Origin of the sequence: Paraburkholderia sp. JPY419, assembly GCF_050435705.1 — a bacterium.
Classification (GTDB): Bacteria; Pseudomonadota; Gammaproteobacteria; order Burkholderiales; family Burkholderiaceae; genus Paraburkholderia; species Paraburkholderia youngii.
In genome coordinates, this window is sequence record NZ_JBNDKV010000001.1 from 663,445 (window position 1) to 682,769 (window position 19,325).

Here is a 19,325-nt window from a genome sequence, read left to right on the forward strand (position 1 = left end):
CAATCCGCGGTGCGCTCGCCGCTACGATGATGTGCATGCACCGACGCCTCGCTTCGAAGATCGCACACGGCGCCGGGCTCGCGAGTCAGGGTCAATGCCAGGGGCGGCAAATCATGCTGTTTGGACCACTCAAAACCATGTTTTCGAATGGTCGAATCCAGCGATACGCGATCAAAGCCATTTTTGGCAGTGCTTAAATCGATTCATGCAGTGCCGCCGCGCCGCGACCAGCACGCGGAGCGCCGTCGAACACCAATGCTGGATATCCCGCGTTCATTCACCAGTGAGGAGCAGTTCGCATGTACGACGACGAAATCAAAACGGGCGGTTTCAGCCGCCGCGACATGATGCGTTTGCTGGCTGCCGGCGGCATGCTCGCCACCGGTGCGGGAGGCTTGCTGGCGGGTGCTCGCCCCGCGCTTGCGGCGACCGCGCCGAAGAAAGGCGGCAAGATCCGGGTCGCCTACGACTCATCGTCGACCGCGGATACGCTCGACCCGGCCAAGGGATCGGCAGGCGCCGACTACATCCGCTTCTTCATGTTTTACAGCGGCCTGACGCAACTCGACAGTTCGCTGACGCCGCGGATGAATCTCGCCGAAGCGGTGGACACGAGCGATGCGAAGGTGTGGGTGATCAAGCTGCGCAAGGGCGCGACCTTCCACGATGGCAAGCCGCTCGCGCCCGCCGATGTCGTCTACTCGCTGATGCGTCATAAGAATCCGGCCACTGCTTCGAAGGTGAAGACGCTGGCCGATCAGTTCGTGGAAGCGAAGCAGACCGGCCCCAACGAAGTCACATTGACGCTCGCGTCGCCCAACGCGGACTTGCCGGTGATTCTCGCCACGCCGCAATTCGTGATCATCAAGGACGGCACGACGGACTTCACGACGGCCGTCGGTACCGGCCCGTACAAGGTGAAGACGTTCAAGCCCGGCGTCTCGACAGTCGGCGTGCGCAATGACAACTTCTGGAAGACGGGCGGCGGCCCCTACCTCGACCAGATCGAGCTGATCGGTATCGGCGACGACGCGGCGCGCATCAATGCGCTGCTGTCCGGCGATGTCCACCTGATCAGCGCCGTCGATCCGCGCTCGACGCAGCGCATTGCCGCGACGCCGGGCTATGAGGTGCGCGAGACCAAGTCGGGTCTCTATACCGATCTGATCATGCGACGCGACAATCCGCTGACCGGCAACCCCGATTTCGTGCAGGGCATGAAGTATCTGTTCGATCGTGACCAGGTCCGCACGGCGGTGTTTCGCGGCTATGCGGTGGTCGGCAACGATCAGCCGATTCCGCCCAGCCACCGTTATTTCAATGCGTCGCTGCCGCAGCGGCCGCACGATCCGGACAAGGCGAAGTTCTACTTCCAGAAAGCCGGAGCGATCGGGACGGCGTTGCCGCCGATCTATGCGACGACCGACGCGAACGGCTCGATCGAAATGGGCGTGCTGCTGCAGCAGTCCGCCGCGAAGATCGGCGTGAACCTGAACATCAACCGCGTGCCGGCCGACGGTTACTGGTCGAACCACTGGATGAAGCATCCGCTCGGGTTCGGCAGCGTCAATCCCCGCTCGAGCGCCGACGTGCTGTTCACGCAGTTCTTCAAGTCGGACGCGCCGTGGAACGAGTCGGGCTGGAACAACCCGAAGTTCGACCAGCTGCTGGTCGCCGCGCGCTCGGAAACCGACGATGCGAAGCGCAAGCAGATGTACGGCGACATGCAGGTGCTGGTAGCGGAGCAGGGCAGCATCGGCATTCCGACCTTCCTGAGCCTGCTCGATGCGAACGACAAGCGCCTGCAAGGGCTTCAACCCATACCCACCGGCGCGATGATGGGCTTCAACTTCGCCGAGTACGTGTGGTGGAACGCGTAACACGCTGAAGCGCGCGCACGCGCCGGGCGTCGCCCGGCGCGTGCCCCAAAGCCTCAACCGAGGAGGTCATGCCTATGAACGGGAATATCGCCCAGTTGATCGGCCGGCGCATCGCCGTCACCGCGCTGACGCTGGTGATCGTCTCGATCATCATCTTCGTGATCACCAATCTGTTGCCCGGCGATGCCGCGCAGGCCGCACTCGGCCAGTCGGCGACGGCCGAAACGGTCGCGGCGCTGCGCCAGCAGTTCGGTCTCGACCAGCCGGCTTACCTGCGGTACTTCCATTGGCTCGTCGGTCTGCTGCACGCGAACTTCGGCGTGTCGCTATCGAATAATCTGCCGGTCTCCGAGCTGATCGAAGGGCGCTTGCCGAAGTCGCTGACCCTCGCGGCGATCACCACCGCGGTGTCGGTGCCGATCGCGGTGTCGGCGGGCATTCTGGCGGCGGTCAAGCGCGACTCGCTGATCGACCGCATCGTGAGCCTCGGTACGCTGTCGCTGGTCGCCACGCCCGAGTTCCTGATCGCGACGCTCGCGGTGCTGGTGCTGGCCGTCAAGCTGCACTGGCTATCCGCGCTGTCGTACAGCGGCGACATTGAGAGCCTGCACGACTTTCTGCGCGCGTATGCAATGCCGGTCGTAACCCTCTGCGCAGTCGTGATTGCGCAGATGGCCCGCATGACCCGCGCCGCGGTGATCGAGCAGCTCAGTTCGTCGTACGTGGAAATGGCGATGCTGAAGGGCGCGAGCCCCGCGCGCGTGGTACTGCGCCACGCACTGCCGAATGCGATCGGCCCGATTGCCAACGCGATCGCGCTGAGCCTGTCTTATCTGCTTGGCGGCGTGATCGTCGTCGAGACCATCTTCAACTATCCGGGCCTCGCGAGCCTGATGGTCGACGCGGTGAGCAACCGCGACTTCCCGCTCGTGCAGGCCTGCACGCTGCTGTTCTGCCTCGGCTATCTGATGCTCGTGCTGCTAGCCGACCTGTGCGCCATCATCTCGAACCCGAGGCTGCGGACATGACGACTCTTCGACCTTCTTCCGATTCGTCTCACCCACTCGGCGCGCTCGAGCCGGTGCAGCGCAGCAGCATGCTGCCGCAGGGCGCGGAGCCACCACGGTCCTGGCGTGGCGGCGGCGCTCCGGCGCCGCGGCCGGTGCGCCGTCGCAGCGTCGCGCAGCGCATGAATCTGTCGACCGGCGGCTGGATCGGTCTCGCGATGGTGAGTTGCGCGCTGTTCGTCGCGGCGTTCGCGCCGTGGATCGCGCCTCACGCGGTGGGCGCGATCGTCACGCCCGACGTCTTCGCTGGCTTCAGCGCGAAGCTGCCGCTCGGCTCCGACTACCTGGGCCGCGACATGCTGACCCGCATCATCTACGGCATGCGGCTGACGGTGGTGCTGGCGCTCGCCGCGGCGCTGCTCGCGGCGCTCACCGGGACGATGCTGGGCTTGCTCGCGGCCGTCGCCGGCCGCCACATCGACGAAACCATGAGCCGGCTGCTCGATGCGGTCACCTCGATTCCGTCGAAGATGTTCGCGCTGATGATCGTCGCCGCGTTCGGCTCGTCGCTGCCGTTGCTGATCGCGACAGCGGCCATCAGCTACATGCCGGGCTCGTACCGGATCGCCCGCTCGCTCGCGGTCAATATCGGCACGCTCGAATATGTGCAGGTCGCCCGGGCGCGCGGAGAAAGCGCGCTTTACATCGCGTGCTTCGAGATGCTGCCGAACATGATCCACCCGATGCTCGCCGACACCGGGCTGCGTTTCACGTTCGTCGTGCTGCTGCTGAGCAGCCTGAGCTTTCTCGGCCTGGGCGTGCAGCCGCCGTATGCCGATCTCGGTTCGCTGGTGCGCGAGAACATCGCCGGTCTCGGTGAAGGCGTGCCCGTGGTGATCCTGCCCGCGATCGCAATCGCGGTGCTGACGGTCGGCGTGAACCTGCTGATCGACGGACTGCCGCATCGTGGGCGCCGCAAGAACATGCCCGATGCCGATGGAGGCCATTGATGAAGGGACACCTGTTCAGACGTGCTCACGCGGACTTTACGGCCGCCTCGCAGACCGCGTCGTTACCTTCGTCCCATCTGGTCGAAGTGCGGGGCCTGCGCGTGGTGGGAAGCCGCCCCGGCGAGCCTGATACCACGATCGTGCACGACATCGACTTCGAGATTGCGCGCGGCGAGGTGCTCGCCTTGATCGGCGAATCGGGTTCGGGCAAGACGACGATCGCGCTGTCGCTGATGGGCCATGCTCGCAGCGGCTGCCGCATCGCGGGCGGCTCGATCCGGGTCGGCGACACCGACGTGCTCGGACTCTCGCCGAAACAGCTCGAAGGATTGCGTGGCCGCAAAGTTGCGTATATCGCGCAAAGCGCGGCGGCTGCGTTCAACCCGGCGCGCTCGATCATGGACCAGGTGATCGAAAGCGCGCTGATTCACGGCACGCTCAGCAAGCGCGCCGCGCAGGCCAAAGCGGTCGAACTGTTCCGCGCGCTCGCGCTGCCGGACCCGCGGAAGATCGGCCAGCGTTACCCGCACCAGGTGTCGGGCGGCCAGTTGCAGCGGCTGATGGCGGCGATGGCGCTGATCACCGACCCCGCCCTCGTGATCCTCGACGAGCCGACCACGGCGCTCGACGTCACGACGCAGATCGACGTGCTGCAAGCGTTTCGCGGCGTGATCCGGCAATGCGGAATGACCGCCGTCTATGTGTCGCACGATCTGGCGGTGGTCGCGCAGATGGCCGATCGGATCGTCGTGCTCAGCAACGGTGAGGTTCGCGAAACGGGCCGCACCGAGCAGATTCTGCATGCGCCGGCCCATCCTTATACGCAGAGCCTGATTGCCGCGGTAACGCCCGTTGCACCCGCTGCTGCCGCGCCGGACGCGTCGCAACGCAACGCGGCGCCGCTGCTCGAACTGCGCGGGCTGACGGCCGGCTACGGCGGCACCGACGCGCACGGCTGGCCGCACAAGGTCATTCTGCGCGACGTCGACCTCGCAATCGGCCGTGGCCAGACGGTGGGCGTGATCGGCGAGTCGGGTTCGGGCAAGACGACGCTCGCGAAGGTGATCGCGGGGCTCGTGCCGATGGCGCGCGGCAAGCTGCTGCTCGATGGTGAGCCGCTTGCCGCCAACCTGAACCGTCGCAGCCGCGAACAGTTTCGCTGTATCCAGATCGTGTTCCAGAACGCCGACACCGCGCTCAACCCGACGCATACCGTCGAGCGCACGCTGGCGCGCCCGTTGAAGTTCTATCACGGCATGAGGGGCGAGGCGGCGCGGCGCCGCGTCGCCGAACTGCTCGGCCTGGTGCGCCTGCCTGCCGAACTGGCGCAGCGTCGCACCGGGGAGTTGTCGGGCGGGCAAAAACAGCGCGTGAATCTCGCGCGGGCGCTGGCCGCCGAACCCAAGCTGATCCTTTGCGACGAAGTCACCTCCGCGCTCGATACGGTGGTCGGCGCAGCCATTCTCGAACTGCTGCGCGATCTGCAGAAAAAGCTCGGCGTGTCGTATCTGTTCATCACGCACGACATCGCCAAGGTGCGCGCGATCAGCGACGACATCGTCGTGCTGTACGCGGGGCACCGCGTCGAGGCGGGTAACCGCGACGCGTTGTCGGCGCCGCCGTACCACCCGTATTCGCATCTGCTGGTGTCGTCCGCGCCGGAGCTTCGCGCCGGCTGGCTCGAAGAAGCGGGCGAGCGCTGTCATCAGACGCTCCCGCCGATCGGCGAGCCGGCCGATGAGCCGCAGCTATGCACGTTTCTCGCGCGCTGCCCGCTGCGCATCGATGGGGTCTGCAACCGCACGCCGCCGGCCGCGCGCACGCTCGCGAGCGGCGCTCAGGTGCTGTGCCATCGCAGCGAAGCGGAACTGGAGCAATACCAGAACGGACCGCCGGACGGCGCTACTGCGGCTGGTGGGCTCGCGCAGTCCGTCACGCTGCGCGTCTGATGGCGAACTCGCGCTACGCGATGACGGCATCGGCCTTGCCGAATCGGTGTCGTCCGAGCGGCGCGCATGATTTTGTGGCCCGAAGGAATACGACATGACTGGAATCTTCGACTACACCGCCAGCGGCACGACCGTGGTGATGTCGCGTGCGATCAGGCGGGCCGTGGCCTTTATCGACAGCTCGTTCGCGCAGCCGGTCAGTCTTGCGACGCTCGCGGCGACGGCGGGCTTGAGTGTGTCGCGTTTTGCGACGCTGTTCCGCAAAGAAGTTGGAATCTCGCCGCATCGTTATGTGTGTTTGGTGCGGATCCAACACGCCAAGCGGCTATTGCGCGACGGCGTCCCGCCGTCTGAGGTCGCGACCGAGGTCGGGTTTTTCGATCAGAGTCACCTTGGCCGACATTTCCGGCGCGCGGTCGGCGTGACGCCCGGGCATTTCGTCGCTTCGCCGGAGGCGGTCAGCGCATGCCGATAAAGCGATCGCGCAACGGCAATGCTGTCGATCAATGGAATCGCGGGCGGTCTCGAGCTCGCGCAACCTACGACGTCAAAAGGCAGAGCCGACCCAGATAGACCGGTTGAGCATCGGCGTCTCAGAGGCGCGAGAAATCTGCCGGCGTCAGGCCGTTGTGATAACGGAAGGCTCGATGCGCGCTTCGGCAAGGCGCTCTGTAGCGAATGCTAACGCGCTGCACACTCCTGATGCCGAGTGCGGCGCGAGCAGACGTCCCGTCAGGCTCGGGGGATAGCGGGAGTCGTCAATCACATCACAAGCGCATTCCAACAACCGCCAGAGTGTTCGCAATGCCGTCGCGATCCGGATATGCCGGCGCCCGTCGCCATTAACCCGGCAACGGACTTTACACGTTGTTACCGCCGCGCAGCGGACGTTTGGGCGGGCTTTCCTTATACTGCCGCGCAACCGCCTTCCTCTTCATGCTCGCCGTGCCCGGTGCGGCAGAAATGCCAACCCTACCTTGATGCCCATGCTCTCTACCAAGTTCGCCCTGAACGCTGCGCTTGTCGTTGCAGCAAGTCTTTCGTTGTCGGCGTGCGTTGCACCGGGCTACGCGCCGTACGGCTCCCAGCAAGGCTACCAGGGCCAGTATGCAGCGCCCGCGTATAGCCAGCCCGTCTACGCGCAGCCGGGCACCGTGCAGCAACCCGCCTACGCGCCGCAGCCTGCGCCGCAACAGCCGTATGACACGCAAAACGGCGGCCAGTACGGGTCGCAGTACAACCCGCAATACGGCAATCAATATGGCACGCAGTACGGCACGATCTCGAGCATCCGGCCATTGAGTAGCGCCACGGGTACTTCGGGTATCGCGGGAACCGTCGTCGGCGCGCTGGTTGGCGGCGTTCTCGGTAATCAGATCGGGGGCGGGCACGGTCGCGACGCAGCGACCGTCATCGGCGCGCTCGGTGGAGCCTACGCAGGCAACCAGATCGGCCAGCAGATGGGTCGGCCCGCCGGCTACCAGATCGACGTGCAACTGAGCGACGGCTCAACGCGCGCGTTCGACGTGCCGACGCCCGGCGACCTGCGTCCGGGCGAGCGCGTGCAGGTCAACGGCAGCCAGCTTTCCCGCTACTGATTACGGGGACTGTCGGCTGGCGTCACGACCCGCGGAGCGGCCAGGCGAGAGACCACGCCAACGCGGGCGCTCTACGCCATAGCTGGCCGTCTTGTTGCGGCAAAACCCGCTTTGCTGTTGCGCCAGCTTAGCTGGCGTTGCGGGATTCCCCCGGATTACTGTCCGAGTGGTGCGCCACTAGCTCCAGCAGTGCGTCAAGCTGAGGCGAGCGGTTGCCGGCGCGCCATGCCATCAACAGTTCGATCTCGGGCACCGGTCCCACCAGCGGCCTCGTGCAGATCGCTGGATTCGTCAGCGATGCGGTATAGGCGGGCAGCAGTCCGTAACCGAGTCCCATGCCGATCAGGTTCAGGTTGAGCAGGATATTGGTCGCCACCTGAATGACCTTGGGTTGCAGCCCATGTTGTTTGAAGTAGCCGTCCACGACGTCATACACATCGCCCGAATAAAGCGGATGCGTGCTGATGAACGCTTCGCCGTCCAGCTGCGCCGGCTTGATCCGCTTGTATCGCGCGAGCGGATGAGCGACCGGCAGTACGACCAGAATAGGTTCTCGGAGCACGACTTCAGAGAGGATGTCGGGCGAGCGAATCGGCTTGCGCATGAAGGCGACGTCGATTTCGTTGTCGAGCAGCATCTGCTCCTGCTCGGACGTCGGAATGCTGCGCAGATCGACGTTCAGTTCGGGAAAGCGTAGCCGCAGCCGCGGCAGTATGCCCGGGAAAATCCGCACTTCGGCGGCCGGCACGAAGCCGATGGTGACAGTCGAGCTGCTTTTGCGCCCTATGTGACGCGCCAGCGTCACTGCGCGTTCGGCCTGCGCCAGCGTCAGACGCGCTTCGATCAGAAAGACTTTGCCGGCTTCGGTCAACTCCACCTTGCGGCGCGTGCGCTCGAACAGCGGCGTGCCGACCTGCTCTTCGAGATCGCGAATCTGCTGGCTCAGCGAGGGCTGAGCCGTGCGAAGCCGCTCGGCCGCACGTGTGAAGCTCAGCTCCTCCGCCACGGCGATGAAGTAGCGCAAGTGTCGAAGTTCCATGGCGAGGGGGGCTCCCAGTTATCGTTAAAATGTCTTAAACCCAACAAACAAAATATTTTACAGCGTGACTGGCGCCGTCGATCATTTGCCCCATTCCCAAAAACCTCCATTGGAGGAGACGCCAAATGTCTCAGAAAGAGATCGACTTCGACGCGCTGGTCGATGCCCGCAATGGCCGCGTTGCATCCTCGATTTACTCGGACCCCGACCTGTACGAGCTTGAACTCGAACGCATCTTCGGCCGCTGCTGGCTGTTCCTCGCGCACGTCAGCCAGATTCCGAAAGCCGGCGATTACTTCAACACCTACATGGGCGAGGACCCGATCATCGTGGTCCGCCAGAAAGACGGCTCCGTCAAGGCATTCCTGAACCAGTGCCGGCATCGCTCGATGCGCGTGAGTTACGCCGATTGCGGCAATACCCGCTCGTTTACGTGCCCATATCACGGCTGGTCCTATGGGACCGACGGTGCGCTCGTCGACGTGCCGCTGGAGCAGCGCGCTTACCCTCATGGCCTGTGCAAGGAGAAGCTCGGCTTGCAGGAAGTGACGCGCGTCGCCGAATACAAGGGCCTCATATTCGGTAACTGGGACGCGAGCGCGCCCGACCTCGAAGCGTATATGGGCGATATCGCGTGGTATCTGGACGGCGTACTAGACCGCCGTCCCGGCGGCACCGAAATCATCGGCGGCGTACATAAGTGGGTGATCGACTGCAACTGGAAGTTTCCGGCAGAACAGTTCGCGAGCGATCAGTATCACGCGCTGTATTCGCATGCGTCGGCCGTGCAGGTACTGGGCGCGAAGGCAGGCGAGGACGACAAGGCGCTCGGCGCGGGACAGACCGCGCGCCCGGTGTGGGAGACCGCGAAAGATGCGCTGCAATACGGCCAGGCCGGCCACGGCAGCGGCTTTTTCTTCACAGAGAATCCGGACGCGAACGTGTGGGTGGACGGCGTCGTGTCGCAATACTTTCGCGATACGTATTCCGAAGTCGAGGCGCGTCTCGGCAAGGTGCGCGCACTGCGGCTCGCCGGCCACAACAATATGTTCCCGACGATGTCGTGGTTGAACGGCACCGCCACGTTGCGCGTATGGCACCCACGCGGCCCGAACCAGGTCGAGGTGTGGGCCTTCTGCATTGCGGACAAGGATGCCTCCGACGAAGTCAAACAGGCCTTCGAACGCAGCGCGACACGCGCATTCGGACCGGCGGGCTTTCTGGAGCAGGACGACTCGGAGAACTGGGTGGAGATCCAGAAAGTGCTGCGCGGCAAGCGCGCGCGGCAGACGAAGCTCGTCGTCGAAATGGGACTCGGCAACGAGAAGGTCCGCGAGGACGGCATTCCGGGCATGACCAACTACATCTTCTCGGAGACGGCCGCGCGCGGCATGTATCGCCGTTGGGCCGATCTGCTCGCCTGCGATAGCTGGGACGAAGTACTGGAGCGCACGCGCGCCTACGAACAGGAGGTGCTCGAACATGACTGAAACCACGCTGAACCGTCCGGCGACCGTGCCGCTGGCTTTGCATCACGAGATCGAACAGTTTCTCTATCACGAGGCTGAACTGCTCGATGACTGGCGCTTTCGCGACTGGCTCGCGCTGATGTCGCAGGACGTGCATTACTCGATGCGCACGACCGTCAATGCACAGACGCGCGATCGCCGCCGTAGCGTCCAGCCGCCGACCACCTGGATCTTCAACGATAACTATGCCCAGCTGGAACGCCGCATCGCGCGCCTCGAAACGGGCATGGCCTGGGCGGAAGAGCCGCCTTCGCGAACGCGCCACCTGGTGAGCAACGTCGTGGTGACGGCCACCCAGGATCCCGGCGAATTCGATGTGCGGCTCAACTACCTGTTGTATCGCTCGCAGAAGGAGCGCGACGAATCGATCTACGCCGGCAAACGCTTCGACCGCGTGCGCCGCGCGGATACGTCCGCGGCCTGGCAGATTTGCCGCCGCGAGATCACGCTCGATCAGGCGACCCTGAACTCTCATAACCTCAGCGTACTTTTCTGAAGCGAATATCATGGCACGCATTCTTGTTTGTGAAGACACCGCCTTATCCGACGGCGAGGCTATCAAGGTGGACGCCCCCGGCGAGGCCGTCGCGGTGTTCCGTTCGAATGGCGAGGTCTATGCGCTCGCCGACCGTTGCAGTCACGGCAATGCTTCGATGTCTGACGGATACGTGGAAGACGATGGCACTGTCGAATGTCCACTGCATGCGGCGCGCTTTTGCCTGAAGACGGGCGCGGCGCTGTGCCAGCCCGCGACCGAACCGCTCAGAACGTTTCCGATCGCTGTGGTCGAGGGGAAGATCTACGTCGACATGCCGGAGGTTGCATGAGCGCGGCGAAGATCGAGGGTAGCGGTTGGCTGCGCGACCAGGTCGCGCTGATTACAGGCGGCGGCTCGGGACTTGGGCTGGCGCTTGTCGAACGGTTTCTGGGTGAAGGTTGCCGGGTTGGCGTGCTGGAGCGGTCGGCGGAAAAAGTGGCCGCGCTTCACGAGCGCTTCGGCGAGCAGGTCGTGGCCGTGCAGGGCGACGTCCGCTCGCACGAGGACAATGCGCGCGCCGTCGCGGCCACGCTGGAGCGGTTCGGCTCACTCGACACGTTCATCGGCAACGCGGCGATCTGGGATCATGCGTCGGGCCTGCTCGATCTGAGCCCCGAACAACTGGACCACGGATTCGACGAACTGTTCGCGATCAACGTGAAGGGTTACCTGCTCGGCGCGAAGGCCTCGGCGCCCGCGTTGATCGCAAGCGAAGGCAGCATGATCTTCACGCTGTCGAATTCGTCGTTCTATCCGGGCGGCGGCGGCCCGCTCTACACCGCCAGCAAGCATGCGGCCGTCGGCCTGATCCGCGAGCTTGCTTACGAACTCGCACCGAAGGTGCGCGTCAACGGCGTCGGCCCGTGCGGGATGGCGAGCGATTTGCGCGGTCCGACCGCACTCGGCCAGGAGGACAAACGCATCATGGATTCGCGCTCTCCCGAGGCGATCGCCAGCATCCTGCCGCTGCAGTTCTTCCCCGAGCCCGCCGATTTCACCGGCCCTTACGTGATGCTGGCTTCGCGCGCGAACAACCGCGTACTGAGCGGCGTGATGATTAATGCTGATGCCGGTCTCGGCATTCGCGGCATTCGTCACGTCGCGGGTGGTTTTCATCTTTGATTCGCGAGAAGGGATTCATGAATCGTCCCGTTTATGTGATCGTCGGCGCAGGGCAGGCTGGCGCAAATGCAGCCGCCGAACTACGCCGGCAAGGTTTCGAGGGGCGTGTCTTGCTGGTGGGTGACGAGGCGCATCCACCTTACGAGCGTCCGCCGCTTTCGAAGGACGTGCTGTTGCGTCCCGAGCAAACGCGCTGTGCCGTGCATGCGGATGATTTCTACGCCGAGCACGATATCGAATTGCAGATCGGCGTGGCTGTCAGCACGCTCGATCGGCAAACGCGCAAGCTGACACTGGCGAGCGGCACATCGATTGCATATGACAAGCTGCTGCTCGCGACCGGTGCGCAGGCGCGCCGATTGCCGCTACTCGATGCTTTAGGCGAGAACGTGCATACGCTGCGCACACTCGACGACGCGCGCAAGCTCGCGAGCGAATTGCGCCCCGGCAGGCGCATTCTGCTGGTCGGCGCGGGCGTGATCGGGCTCGAACTCGCGTCGAGTGCGGTCGATCTCCGCGCGCAAGTCACCGTGATCGAAGCTGCGCCATTGGCCATGGGGAGATGCGCGCCTGTGCTGCTCAGTCAGTTCCTGTGCGATGTTCATCGGCGGCGAGGGGTGACGTTCCACTTTGGCGCGACGCTCGCGAACGCCACGCGCGAAAACGGCGAGATCGTTCTGAACCTTCAGGACGGCACGCGAATTGCCGGCGACGCGGTGATCTACGGTGTCGGCGCGCAACCCGACATTGCACTGGCGCGGTCCGCTGGGCTCGCGATCGATAACGGCATCGTGATCGATGCGGCGTGCCGTACTTCTGACGTGCATATCTACGCCGCGGGCGATGTGGCGAGCCGGCACGACGCGAGCAGCGGGACTTATCGACGCCACGAAACCTGGGACAACGCGCAAAAGCAGGGCATTGCGGCAGCGCGCGCCATGCTCGGCCTCGCGCCCGACGCGCAAACCGCGCCGTGGTTCTGGACCGATCAGTGCGGCCTGAACGTGCAGTTCGTCGGCGACATGTCCGCGCCGGACTGGATCGTGCGCGGGCAACTCAACGAGCCACCTTGCATATTGTTCGGGCTTGATGAAGCGGGCGCGCTGGTTGGCGCGATCACCGTGAACTTCGGCCGTGAAATGCGCAGCGTGCGGCAGTTGGTGGAGCGTCGCGCGAAGCTGGCGCGCGAGGCACTGCTCGATCCAGGGCGAACGATGCGCGAGATCGCCAAAGAAGTTGTTTGAAGGGGATTTGTCGAAGTAGGTCTGCTACGCTCAAAGGCTCACCCGGAGGCCTTTTAGTCGGGGGAAAAGGCAGCGATCGACGATGATGAAGGTCCGATGGGAATTGCTCGACGAAAAAGCGGCCAACAAGCGCAAGCACGTCGTTTGACTCCGAAGGAAATCCTGACAACTAGGCCAGCCATTTCCGACGGCATAATCGGCCAGCACCGATGGAAGTCGGATTTACGGTTGCCTACGATGTTTTCGACCGAGTTGCGGAGGCAATGGCGGAACCCCGAAGGCGAGATATAACTCCGAGGTTGCATCGGCCGTTGGCATGACCACGCCGGGGCAGAGGGACTGGTGCGTCGCACCCGATTCGGAAAAAGGAGGTCGATGATGCGATCAATATTTGACGGGACGGAGTGGGAGCCCGCAGCAAAGAAGACGATTGAATGATATGTCCGCATCCATACCACTGAGCGACGCGGACTGGGCCCGTATCGCCAGTCTTTTCCGGTTCGACGAAGCAAGGCGGTATGGAAAGACACCCAGGCATCCGCGCGAAATATTGAACGCGATATTATGGGTCTCGACACACCGAAAGGCATGGACCTATTTGCCGCCGGACATGCCACCTGCCCGGACCTGCTACATAAAGTGCCTGCAATGGCGACGCGATGGGACCTTGAGACAGGTGGAAGCCCTCCTCGGACTGCGCATCGATTTCCGCTAACGCTTGCCAATTCATATCTTTCTCTGCTTATACTCATAGTCGCCTGAACGGCTCACGCCCAGGTCCCACGCTGCACGCCGACAAGAAACCACGACATCGGTCGACAATACGGCACGCGATCCACGTTCTGGAACCGCAGTTCTTACATATCGGGTGGGACCTCTTATGCGAAATCGTGCTTTTGGTGCTGCAATTTCATCGTTGCTGCTGGCAGGCGCAGCAGCTTCACCGGCCATCGCGCATGCCGACGACGGCTTCGCGCAGGACGACGGCGCATCGCATGGCCGTCCGGTCAAGGTGATGATCATTTCGATGTTCGGTCCGGAAGGCCAGGTGTGGCTCGATCATCTGGGACCGTGGCAGGACATCCCCGTCGCGGGCCTGTCTCCTGACTATCCCGCAGTGCACTGCAATCGCCAGGAGGTGTGCGTGATGACGACGGGCATGGGGCACGCGAATGCCGCCGCGTCGATCATGGCGCTGACGTTCTCGCCTCGTTTCGACTTGCGTCATACGTACTTCATGGTGGCAGGCATCGCGGGTATCGATCCGCTGCAGGGCACCGTCGGTTCCGCTGCGTGGGCCAACTGGCTCGTCGACTTTGGGATTCAATGGGAGATCGACGGCCGCGAAATTCCGCCGGGCTGGAACACCGGCTATCTCGGCATCAACACGACGGGCCCGACGCAGAAGCCGCCGCTCGACTATCGCAGCGAAGTGTTCCAGCTCAATCCGGCGCTTTCGAACGCGGCATTCGCGCTGTCGCGCAACGTGACACTCACCGACGACGCACAGGCGCAGGCTGCCCGCGCCAAATACAACTATGCGCCCGCGAACCGTCCGCCCACAGTGATCCAATGCGATACGCTGGCGGGCGACACCTGGTGGTCGGGCACCGATCTCGGCGAGCGCGCGCGGCAATGGACGAAAATCCTGACCGACGGCAAGGGCACCTATTGCACGACGCAGCAGGAAGACAACGCCACTTTCGAGGCGTTGACGCGCGCGGCGAGCGCGCATCGCGTTGACCTGGACCGTGTAGCGGTGCTGCGCGCCGGCTCGGACTTCGACCGGCCTTACGCGGGCCAGTCGAGCGCGGACAATCTGCTCAACTATGCGTCACAGGGCGGCTTCACGATCGCGATCAACAATCTGTTCCTGACGGGCAATTCGCTCGTGCAGGACATCGTCACGCATTGGAGCGAGTGGCGCGACGGCGTACCGCGGCGGTAGCGGGTTTGCGGCTTGGTGAAGCACAGCGCGTGTCGGTCTGCACAGCGATTCTGTCTGTGGTTGTCGTGGGCGGCCGAGTAGAGACGGTGGCCACGACAACGCAACGGGCGGTATGCTCGGCGCACCGCCGCCTGCAGTCTTAGTCAGTCATGCAACGCGCAGCGTCGTGTCGATGCGCGTGCCGCGCCTGATGAACAGCGTGACCGGCGTCTTTTCGCAGATATCGGCAAGGCGGGCGCGTTGTGCCTCTTCAAGCGGTCCGTCGACGGCAACGTCGTAGCGGATGTACTGGGTGCCGTGGTGGTCCGCATTGCGTCGGCCATCCGCCAACTCGCATATCAAGGCGGACAGACGGATTCCGAGCTTTAATCACGTGGCGCTTAATTGCCGCTAATAAAACCATGTCATCTGAAAAAGTCGGGTACGTTTGAAGGCGGATTACAAGAACGAGTTAAGCGTCGCGGGAATCGCTCGAACCGCTGTTGCCAGACACTTTTGTATTGAAGACCGCTACACGCCACTGTGTCCGTTCAGATAACAGAGCGAGAAGCGATTGCTGATCCTTTGGCAATTGCGCGCAAGGCAGCGTAGTCCAGAATTGATATCTGATGACGGCCCCGTTTTGCGAGCACGCCGCGTCGCGTAAGTGACGCAAGAACTCGGGAGACTGTCTCGCGGCTCACATTTGCCATTGCTCCAAGCGATGCGTGACTCGGAAGTTCAATTGTCTGCTGCTCACTGCTAGCTGCGCCGATGAGGGTCGAAACAATCCAGGCGGACACTCTCGCGGTAGCGCCCAGAACACCTTGGTCCGTTTGGCGCTTCGCCAGGTCCCGAACCAATTGAGCCAAACATCCATTCAATGCGCTCGCAACCCCCGGCTCGCGAAAAATCCGACGCGCGTCGGAACGACTGATCAGAGCGACGCTGCTGTCACGGGTGGCGACAATATTGCCAGGCAACGGCATGTCATTGATGGCCGACACAGCGCCGACCATTTCGCCGGCACTGGCCGTACCAATGGGGATCTCATGTCCGTCTTCCGATAATGCAGTCACTCGCAGGTGGCCAGCTAACAGCATAACTAAAGGCGAATTAGTATCGCCCTGAAAACATACATAATCACCCGCTTTGAATTCGCTAATGCGCGCCACCTGCCTTGCAAGGCTGAGTACTTGCTCATCAGATGTTTTGAATAGCGTTTGCTCCCTGAGTCTTTCCATTGTTGCCTTGCAGTACCAGTAAATCTCTTGCAGAAAGAGGCATTTTAAGTGCGACTTTTAAGCATTGTTAAATCCTTTTTTCGATTGGACGAAATTGAATGAAAAGTTTCGGGGAAAAACTGGTGCGCAAACGTTGTACTCGAATTCTCAGAAGAAAATGCCGTCGTTTTTGTGCAACAAACTTTGCTTCCACGGGCGCTCCGCCGTCGTCGACGACGATCGAAAAGTTCAATGCCACGGTAGCGGGCGCTTCCGATATGAGCGACAAGGCACGCAGACTCGCGGCTGAACTTCCGTCGGGCATCGACTGGATGACCTGGTCTTCATCACTCAGCGGGACCGCCAGTGCTACTGTACGCCGTGAACGAGGCGATAGTGCTCGAGCAGGATTCTTCCGGGCAAGGCAGTCGCGTGTATTCGGGCTATGCGTCCGCGAAAAGCCAGCAGATTTTCGTCGCAGGCGCTTCTTATGTCGTTGGTGCCGCTACGTTCGGCGTTGTCTACAGCAACACGCAGTTCAAGGATATCGGGACGCTACCGGGTCTCCCGGCTACCGGCGCAGGCGGCGATGCCAAATTCCACGACGTTGAAGTCAATCTCGGCTATCAACTCACGCCAGCCCTCCACCTCGGCGTCGCCTATAACTACCTGAAAGGATATGGCGTGAACGGTGCAACTTACAATCAAGGCACGATCGGGGCTAACTACTTGCTATCCAAGCGGACTGACCTTTACACAGTCGCGGTTTACCAGCATGCGTCGGGCACCGATTCGACCGGTGGGAAGGCGGTCGCAAACCTCAACGGCCTAACCGCCTCCACAACTCAGAGCCAGGTACAAGTAGTTGTTGGCATCCGGCATCGCTTCTAGCAGAGCTTGAAGTAGGTTTCGGATTGACGAGATGGGCTGGCATCCAATGCAAAGTGAACTGACGACTATTAAAACCCTTCAGAGTGGTTCGCTGTTTTTTTGAAAGGAGAACATTCCGGCGCATCTTCGTGTTGGATCAATCGCAGCAAAGGGCCGATGGCCTGGTTCAGCAGAGGCTGGCGGTGGCGTACCCAAATCTGCATCGGCTCCGGCCGGCAGCCAATGCGCGCTTTAGGTGCGAGCGCTGTCCTGCCGAAAGAGACACGTCGGCAACGGAAATCAATTGCCTGGGTCAGTGACGCATGCAGCAGGCGCAGATATAGCGGCACACCATTGGCGGCTGTTTCGCGATCGAAGCCGATGTGCCAGACGACCGCCGTCTCAGCATCCTTGAGCGTAACGACGAAGCCGTAAATTTGGCTTCCCTTGACTGCGACGTGGAACGCGATGGATGCAGCGGCAGCTAGCGCTAACGCCGACCAGTATTCCTGTTCCAACATAAACGGGCGCAATTTGGCATTAGTGTGAGTCTGCAGATAGAGATCTTGCAAACGTGCAGAAAACGGCGTCACCTGGTCAAGACGCTCGATCCGGAATCCAGCCGCCTCGAATGGCTTGTAGATCTGGGACTTGACGGCATTGCGATACTTGGAAGCGAGACTCGCAAGATAGTCATCGTGGGTATAAACACCTTCGGGTAGCGTCAGCACCATGTTCGGCTCGGTTTCGACGGCGGAATAGCTGAGTTCCCCGAGGCAGGCACTGGGCATCTTGTCGGCCTCCAGAATGTCCTTGACCAAAATCACGTTGGTCTGGCCATCCAGCTTTTCGCTTCGACGGGTACGATACAGTGCCTCCGCCACGGCGGGCCACAGTTCCGCAGGGGTGCTGCCGGGCGCGAAACAAACACCGTGCTGCCCGTAGCTGAGCAGGTTGCCACAGATAAGCACGCGCTCTTTGAACGGAACCTTGAGTTTGTGGTTGCGTTGTTCGCCTAGGTGCTCGAGGCTCACCTGGACGATTTGCATGCAGACAGTGGCGCGCGGTCCGTCGTCATCCGAGATCAAGGCGTAGCGCGGCTCTAGATTGGCTGGACCTGCCGCTTCAATCATTTGCAGGTATTCCGGCGAAAAATAAAAGCTCTGCCCAGCAGTTACCGAGCGCCAATCCTCCACATTGAGCTGGCGGAGGCGATGAGCAATGGCGATTTGAAACCCGCTAGCGCGACGCAGTTTCTTGCGTAGTTGCAGGCGGGTGTTCAGTCGTGGTGGAAGTAGTTTCATCGCGAACGGGCCGAGGACCAGCGGCAAACTCAAAACGACTGCACATCCTGCTTTCTTATCTTAGGCGAAGCCTCGTCGACATTGTTGCCGCCGGTGTTAGTGGCGGGAGAACAGGACGTCCGCAATGATGCCAGTCGCGATAGCGGCGAGCACGTAATCCCCGTTCACCCCGACCCAGTGATAACCGTGCGGCGGCGGTCGGAGGCCGTGGCCGCGCCAGTCGTCGACGACGTAGTTGTGATTGCGGTATTCGGACGGAAGTCGATCGCCCTGACGCCAGTCGGCGTGCGGCATCGGGCCGCCCGGCCGCCCGCGATAGGCCTCCTGCGGCATCGGGCCATGACCGTGAACGGGCGGCGGACGCATGTCGTGTTGTTTGGGACCGTGCGCCGACCAGTCACTGTGATGCTGATTGTCGTGAGGCTGGGCGAAAGCGGGGATCGACGCACCGAGTAGGGCTGCAATCATGAGTTGCGCGAGCAATTTTGATTTCATGGCTGCCTCGAGAGGAGAATTGATCGATATGAAACAGTGGCGTTTGACGGCGATGATGTTTCCCTCGCCGTTCTGCGGAGATGGTCAGTGCGCAGGCTCTCTGCGCACTTCCATGGACGGTCGGACGAAGAGCCGTCCGACAGTCAGCCGGTTAGTGACCGAAGTAGACGGAACCCGGGCCGGTGCGGGCTGCTTCGCTCGTGTAGGCATGGCCGCCCGCTGCGGACGAACCGCTTATGACGCCACCCACTCCGGACGTGTCGCCGTGTTGCGCAGCAACCTTGGCTTCAGCAGCCTGGATGTCCGCTGGATATTCGCGCGGGTTCGCACGGGCTGGGTTGTAGCCCGCTGCTTCTATTTCGACTAGTTGCTCACGGACTTCAGCGCGGGTTAGTGGATGGTTTGCTGCCGCGTTCGCTGCGGCGAAAACCGTAATCGGAGCAGCGAAGGCGATGGCAGCGACAAAGGCGGCGAGTTTAACGAGGGGCTTCATGGTTACTACCTCCTTGGTTGTTGGTTGGACGTTACAAGCTGCTGCTTGTTTTCAACCGTCAAGAGAAGTGTAAGGAAATAGTAAAGAAGGGTAAACA

At 62.4% G+C, this 19,325-nt stretch carries 19 protein-coding genes and 1 pseudogene; 14 read left to right on the forward strand and 6 right to left on the reverse strand.

Annotated features, from left to right (window positions below):
* Positions 1–299: 299 nt before the first annotated feature.
* The 6 genes from QFZ91_RS03105 to QFZ91_RS03130 all read left to right on the forward strand — a co-directional run bounded on the left by QFZ91_RS03105 (position 300) and on the right by QFZ91_RS03130 (position 7,444).
* Entirely contained in the window at positions 300–1,880 is a 1,581-nt protein-coding gene (locus tag QFZ91_RS03105) for an ABC transporter substrate-binding protein (protein ID WP_429566208.1), read from the forward strand.
* Between the two features lie 74 nt (positions 1,881–1,954).
* On the forward strand, positions 1,955–2,908 hold the full coding sequence (locus QFZ91_RS03110; RefSeq protein ID WP_176110762.1) for an ABC transporter permease: 954 nt from the start codon (positions 1,955–1,957) through the stop codon (positions 2,906–2,908).
* Positions 2,905–3,897 carry an ABC transporter permease gene (locus QFZ91_RS03115; RefSeq protein WP_429455886.1) on the forward strand — a complete coding sequence of 331 codons (993 nt, stop codon included), beginning with the start codon at positions 2,905–2,907 and terminating at the stop codon, positions 3,895–3,897. Before QFZ91_RS03110 ends, QFZ91_RS03115 begins: the two co-directional genes overlap by 4 nt.
* Complete coding sequence (locus QFZ91_RS03120) at positions 3,897–5,846, forward strand: ABC transporter ATP-binding protein (protein WP_429566209.1); 1,950 nt, start codon at positions 3,897–3,899, stop codon at positions 5,844–5,846. The genes QFZ91_RS03115 and QFZ91_RS03120 overlap by 1 nt, the downstream gene beginning before the upstream one ends.
* Before the next feature lie 94 nt (positions 5,847–5,940).
* Positions 5,941–6,321, forward strand: coding sequence for a helix-turn-helix transcriptional regulator (locus QFZ91_RS03125; RefSeq protein WP_018435697.1), 381 nt, complete (start codon positions 5,941–5,943; stop codon positions 6,319–6,321).
* A gap of 502 nt (positions 6,322–6,823) precedes the next feature.
* Complete coding sequence (locus QFZ91_RS03130; protein ID WP_429566210.1) at positions 6,824–7,444, forward strand: glycine zipper 2TM domain-containing protein; 621 nt, start codon at positions 6,824–6,826, stop codon at positions 7,442–7,444.
* 127 nt (positions 7,445–7,571) lie between these two features.
* Here the strand turns inward: QFZ91_RS03130 and hcaR are convergent, their stop codons facing one another.
* A complete protein-coding gene (gene hcaR, locus QFZ91_RS03135) occupies positions 7,572–8,483 on the reverse strand; it encodes a DNA-binding transcriptional regulator HcaR (RefSeq protein WP_429566211.1) in 912 nt (303 codons plus the stop codon).
* A gap of 125 nt (positions 8,484–8,608) precedes the next feature.
* Here hcaR and hcaE point away from each other — a divergent pair, with 125 nt between their 5' ends.
* The 7 genes from hcaE (at position 8,609) to QFZ91_RS03170 (ending at position 14,864) form a co-directional block, all read left to right on the forward strand.
* Entirely contained in the window at positions 8,609–9,973 is a 1,365-nt protein-coding gene (gene hcaE, locus QFZ91_RS03140; RefSeq protein WP_176122908.1) for a 3-phenylpropionate/cinnamic acid dioxygenase subunit alpha, read from the forward strand.
* Positions 9,966–10,508, forward strand: coding sequence for a 3-phenylpropionate/cinnamic acid dioxygenase subunit beta (gene hcaF / locus QFZ91_RS03145; RefSeq protein ID WP_368612848.1), 543 nt, complete (start codon positions 9,966–9,968; stop codon positions 10,506–10,508). Before hcaE ends, hcaF begins: the two co-directional genes overlap by 8 nt.
* A 10-nt stretch (positions 10,509–10,518) precedes the next feature.
* A complete protein-coding gene (gene hcaC / locus QFZ91_RS03150; protein ID WP_176110767.1) occupies positions 10,519–10,839 on the forward strand; it encodes a 3-phenylpropionate/cinnamic acid dioxygenase ferredoxin subunit in 321 nt (106 codons plus the stop codon).
* Positions 10,836–11,672, forward strand: a complete 837-nt coding sequence (hcaB, locus tag QFZ91_RS03155) for a 3-phenylpropionate-dihydrodiol/cinnamic acid-dihydrodiol dehydrogenase (protein ID WP_429566212.1) — start codon at positions 10,836–10,838, stop codon at positions 11,670–11,672. Before hcaC ends, hcaB begins: the two co-directional genes overlap by 4 nt.
* A 17-nt stretch (positions 11,673–11,689) precedes the next feature.
* Positions 11,690–12,916 (forward strand): 3-phenylpropionate/cinnamic acid dioxygenase ferredoxin--NAD(+) reductase subunit, encoded by a 1,227-nt coding sequence (gene hcaD / locus QFZ91_RS03160; RefSeq protein ID WP_429566213.1) that lies wholly within the window; start codon positions 11,690–11,692, stop codon positions 12,914–12,916.
* Positions 12,917–13,355: 439 nt separating this feature from the next.
* Positions 13,356–13,631 (forward strand): transposase, encoded by a 276-nt coding sequence (locus QFZ91_RS03165; RefSeq protein ID WP_429566214.1) that lies wholly within the window; start codon positions 13,356–13,358, stop codon positions 13,629–13,631.
* A gap of 165 nt (positions 13,632–13,796) precedes the next feature.
* Positions 13,797–14,864 (forward strand): purine-nucleoside phosphorylase, encoded by a 1,068-nt coding sequence (locus tag QFZ91_RS03170; RefSeq protein WP_429566215.1) that lies wholly within the window; start codon positions 13,797–13,799, stop codon positions 14,862–14,864.
* 147 nt (positions 14,865–15,011) lie between these two features.
* On the opposite strand, the pseudogene QFZ91_RS03175 reads toward QFZ91_RS03170, so the two are convergent.
* Positions 15,012–15,164: pseudogene (locus QFZ91_RS03175) on the reverse strand (OsmC family protein); the annotation flags it as partial.
* A 230-nt stretch (positions 15,165–15,394) separates the two neighbouring features.
* On the reverse strand, positions 15,395–16,087 hold the full coding sequence (locus QFZ91_RS03180; RefSeq protein WP_429566216.1) for a Crp/Fnr family transcriptional regulator: 693 nt from the start codon (positions 16,085–16,087) through the stop codon (positions 15,395–15,397).
* Positions 16,088–16,462: 375 nt separating this feature from the next.
* Between QFZ91_RS03180 and QFZ91_RS03185 the strand changes: the two genes are divergently transcribed.
* The gene (locus QFZ91_RS03185; protein ID WP_429566217.1) at positions 16,463–16,957 is read left to right on the forward strand and encodes a porin; all 495 of its coding nucleotides are present in this window, start codon (positions 16,463–16,465) and stop codon (positions 16,955–16,957) included.
* A 68-nt stretch (positions 16,958–17,025) separates the two neighbouring features.
* Here QFZ91_RS03185 and QFZ91_RS03190 read toward each other — a convergent pair whose 3' ends face one another.
* The 3 genes from QFZ91_RS03190 to QFZ91_RS03200 all read right to left on the reverse strand — a co-directional run bounded on the left by QFZ91_RS03190 (position 17,026) and on the right by QFZ91_RS03200 (position 19,228).
* Positions 17,026–18,273 (reverse strand): GNAT family N-acetyltransferase, encoded by a 1,248-nt coding sequence (locus tag QFZ91_RS03190; RefSeq protein ID WP_429566218.1) that lies wholly within the window; start codon positions 18,271–18,273, stop codon positions 17,026–17,028.
* Positions 18,274–18,336: 63 nt separating this feature from the next.
* Positions 18,337–18,735, reverse strand: coding sequence for an RcnB family protein (locus QFZ91_RS03195; protein ID WP_429566219.1), 399 nt, complete (start codon positions 18,733–18,735; stop codon positions 18,337–18,339).
* A 151-nt stretch (positions 18,736–18,886) separates the two neighbouring features.
* Positions 18,887–19,228: a DUF4148 domain-containing protein gene (locus tag QFZ91_RS03200; RefSeq protein WP_368591899.1), complete on the reverse strand. Its 342-nt coding sequence runs from the start codon at positions 19,226–19,228 to the stop codon at positions 18,887–18,889.
* Between the last annotated feature and the right edge of the window lie 97 nt (positions 19,229–19,325).

Excerpts from the sequence above, each read along its gene's own strand:
- QFZ91_RS03105 (WP_429566208.1), top strand. The coding sequence starts at position 300 with ATGTACGACGACGAAATCAAAACGGGCGGTTTCAGCCGCCGCGACATG.
- QFZ91_RS03110 (WP_176110762.1), top strand. The coding sequence starts at position 1,955 with ATGAACGGGAATATCGCCCAGTTGATCGGCCGGCGCATCGCCGTCACC.
- QFZ91_RS03115 (WP_429455886.1), top strand. The coding sequence starts at position 2,905 with ATGACGACTCTTCGACCTTCTTCCGATTCGTCTCACCCACTCGGCGCG.
- QFZ91_RS03120 (WP_429566209.1), top strand. The coding sequence starts at position 3,897 with ATGAAGGGACACCTGTTCAGACGTGCTCACGCGGACTTTACGGCCGCC.
- QFZ91_RS03125 (WP_018435697.1), top strand. The coding sequence starts at position 5,941 with ATGACTGGAATCTTCGACTACACCGCCAGCGGCACGACCGTGGTGATG.
- hcaR (WP_429566211.1), bottom strand. The coding sequence starts at position 8,483 with ATGGAACTTCGACACTTGCGCTACTTCATCGCCGTGGCGGAGGAGCTG.
- hcaE (WP_176122908.1), top strand. The coding sequence starts at position 8,609 with ATGTCTCAGAAAGAGATCGACTTCGACGCGCTGGTCGATGCCCGCAAT.
- hcaF (WP_368612848.1), top strand. The coding sequence starts at position 9,966 with ATGACTGAAACCACGCTGAACCGTCCGGCGACCGTGCCGCTGGCTTTG.
- hcaC (WP_176110767.1), top strand. The coding sequence starts at position 10,519 with ATGGCACGCATTCTTGTTTGTGAAGACACCGCCTTATCCGACGGCGAG.
- hcaB (WP_429566212.1), top strand. The coding sequence starts at position 10,836 with ATGAGCGCGGCGAAGATCGAGGGTAGCGGTTGGCTGCGCGACCAGGTC.
- hcaD (WP_429566213.1), top strand. The coding sequence starts at position 11,690 with ATGAATCGTCCCGTTTATGTGATCGTCGGCGCAGGGCAGGCTGGCGCA.
- QFZ91_RS03165 (WP_429566214.1), top strand. The coding sequence starts at position 13,356 with ATGTCCGCATCCATACCACTGAGCGACGCGGACTGGGCCCGTATCGCC.
- QFZ91_RS03170 (WP_429566215.1), top strand. The coding sequence starts at position 13,797 with ATGCGAAATCGTGCTTTTGGTGCTGCAATTTCATCGTTGCTGCTGGCA.
- QFZ91_RS03180 (WP_429566216.1), bottom strand. The coding sequence starts at position 16,087 with ATGGAAAGACTCAGGGAGCAAACGCTATTCAAAACATCTGATGAGCAA.
- QFZ91_RS03195 (WP_429566219.1), bottom strand. The coding sequence starts at position 18,735 with ATGAAATCAAAATTGCTCGCGCAACTCATGATTGCAGCCCTACTCGGT.
- QFZ91_RS03200 (WP_368591899.1), bottom strand. The coding sequence starts at position 19,228 with ATGAAGCCCCTCGTTAAACTCGCCGCCTTTGTCGCTGCCATCGCCTTC.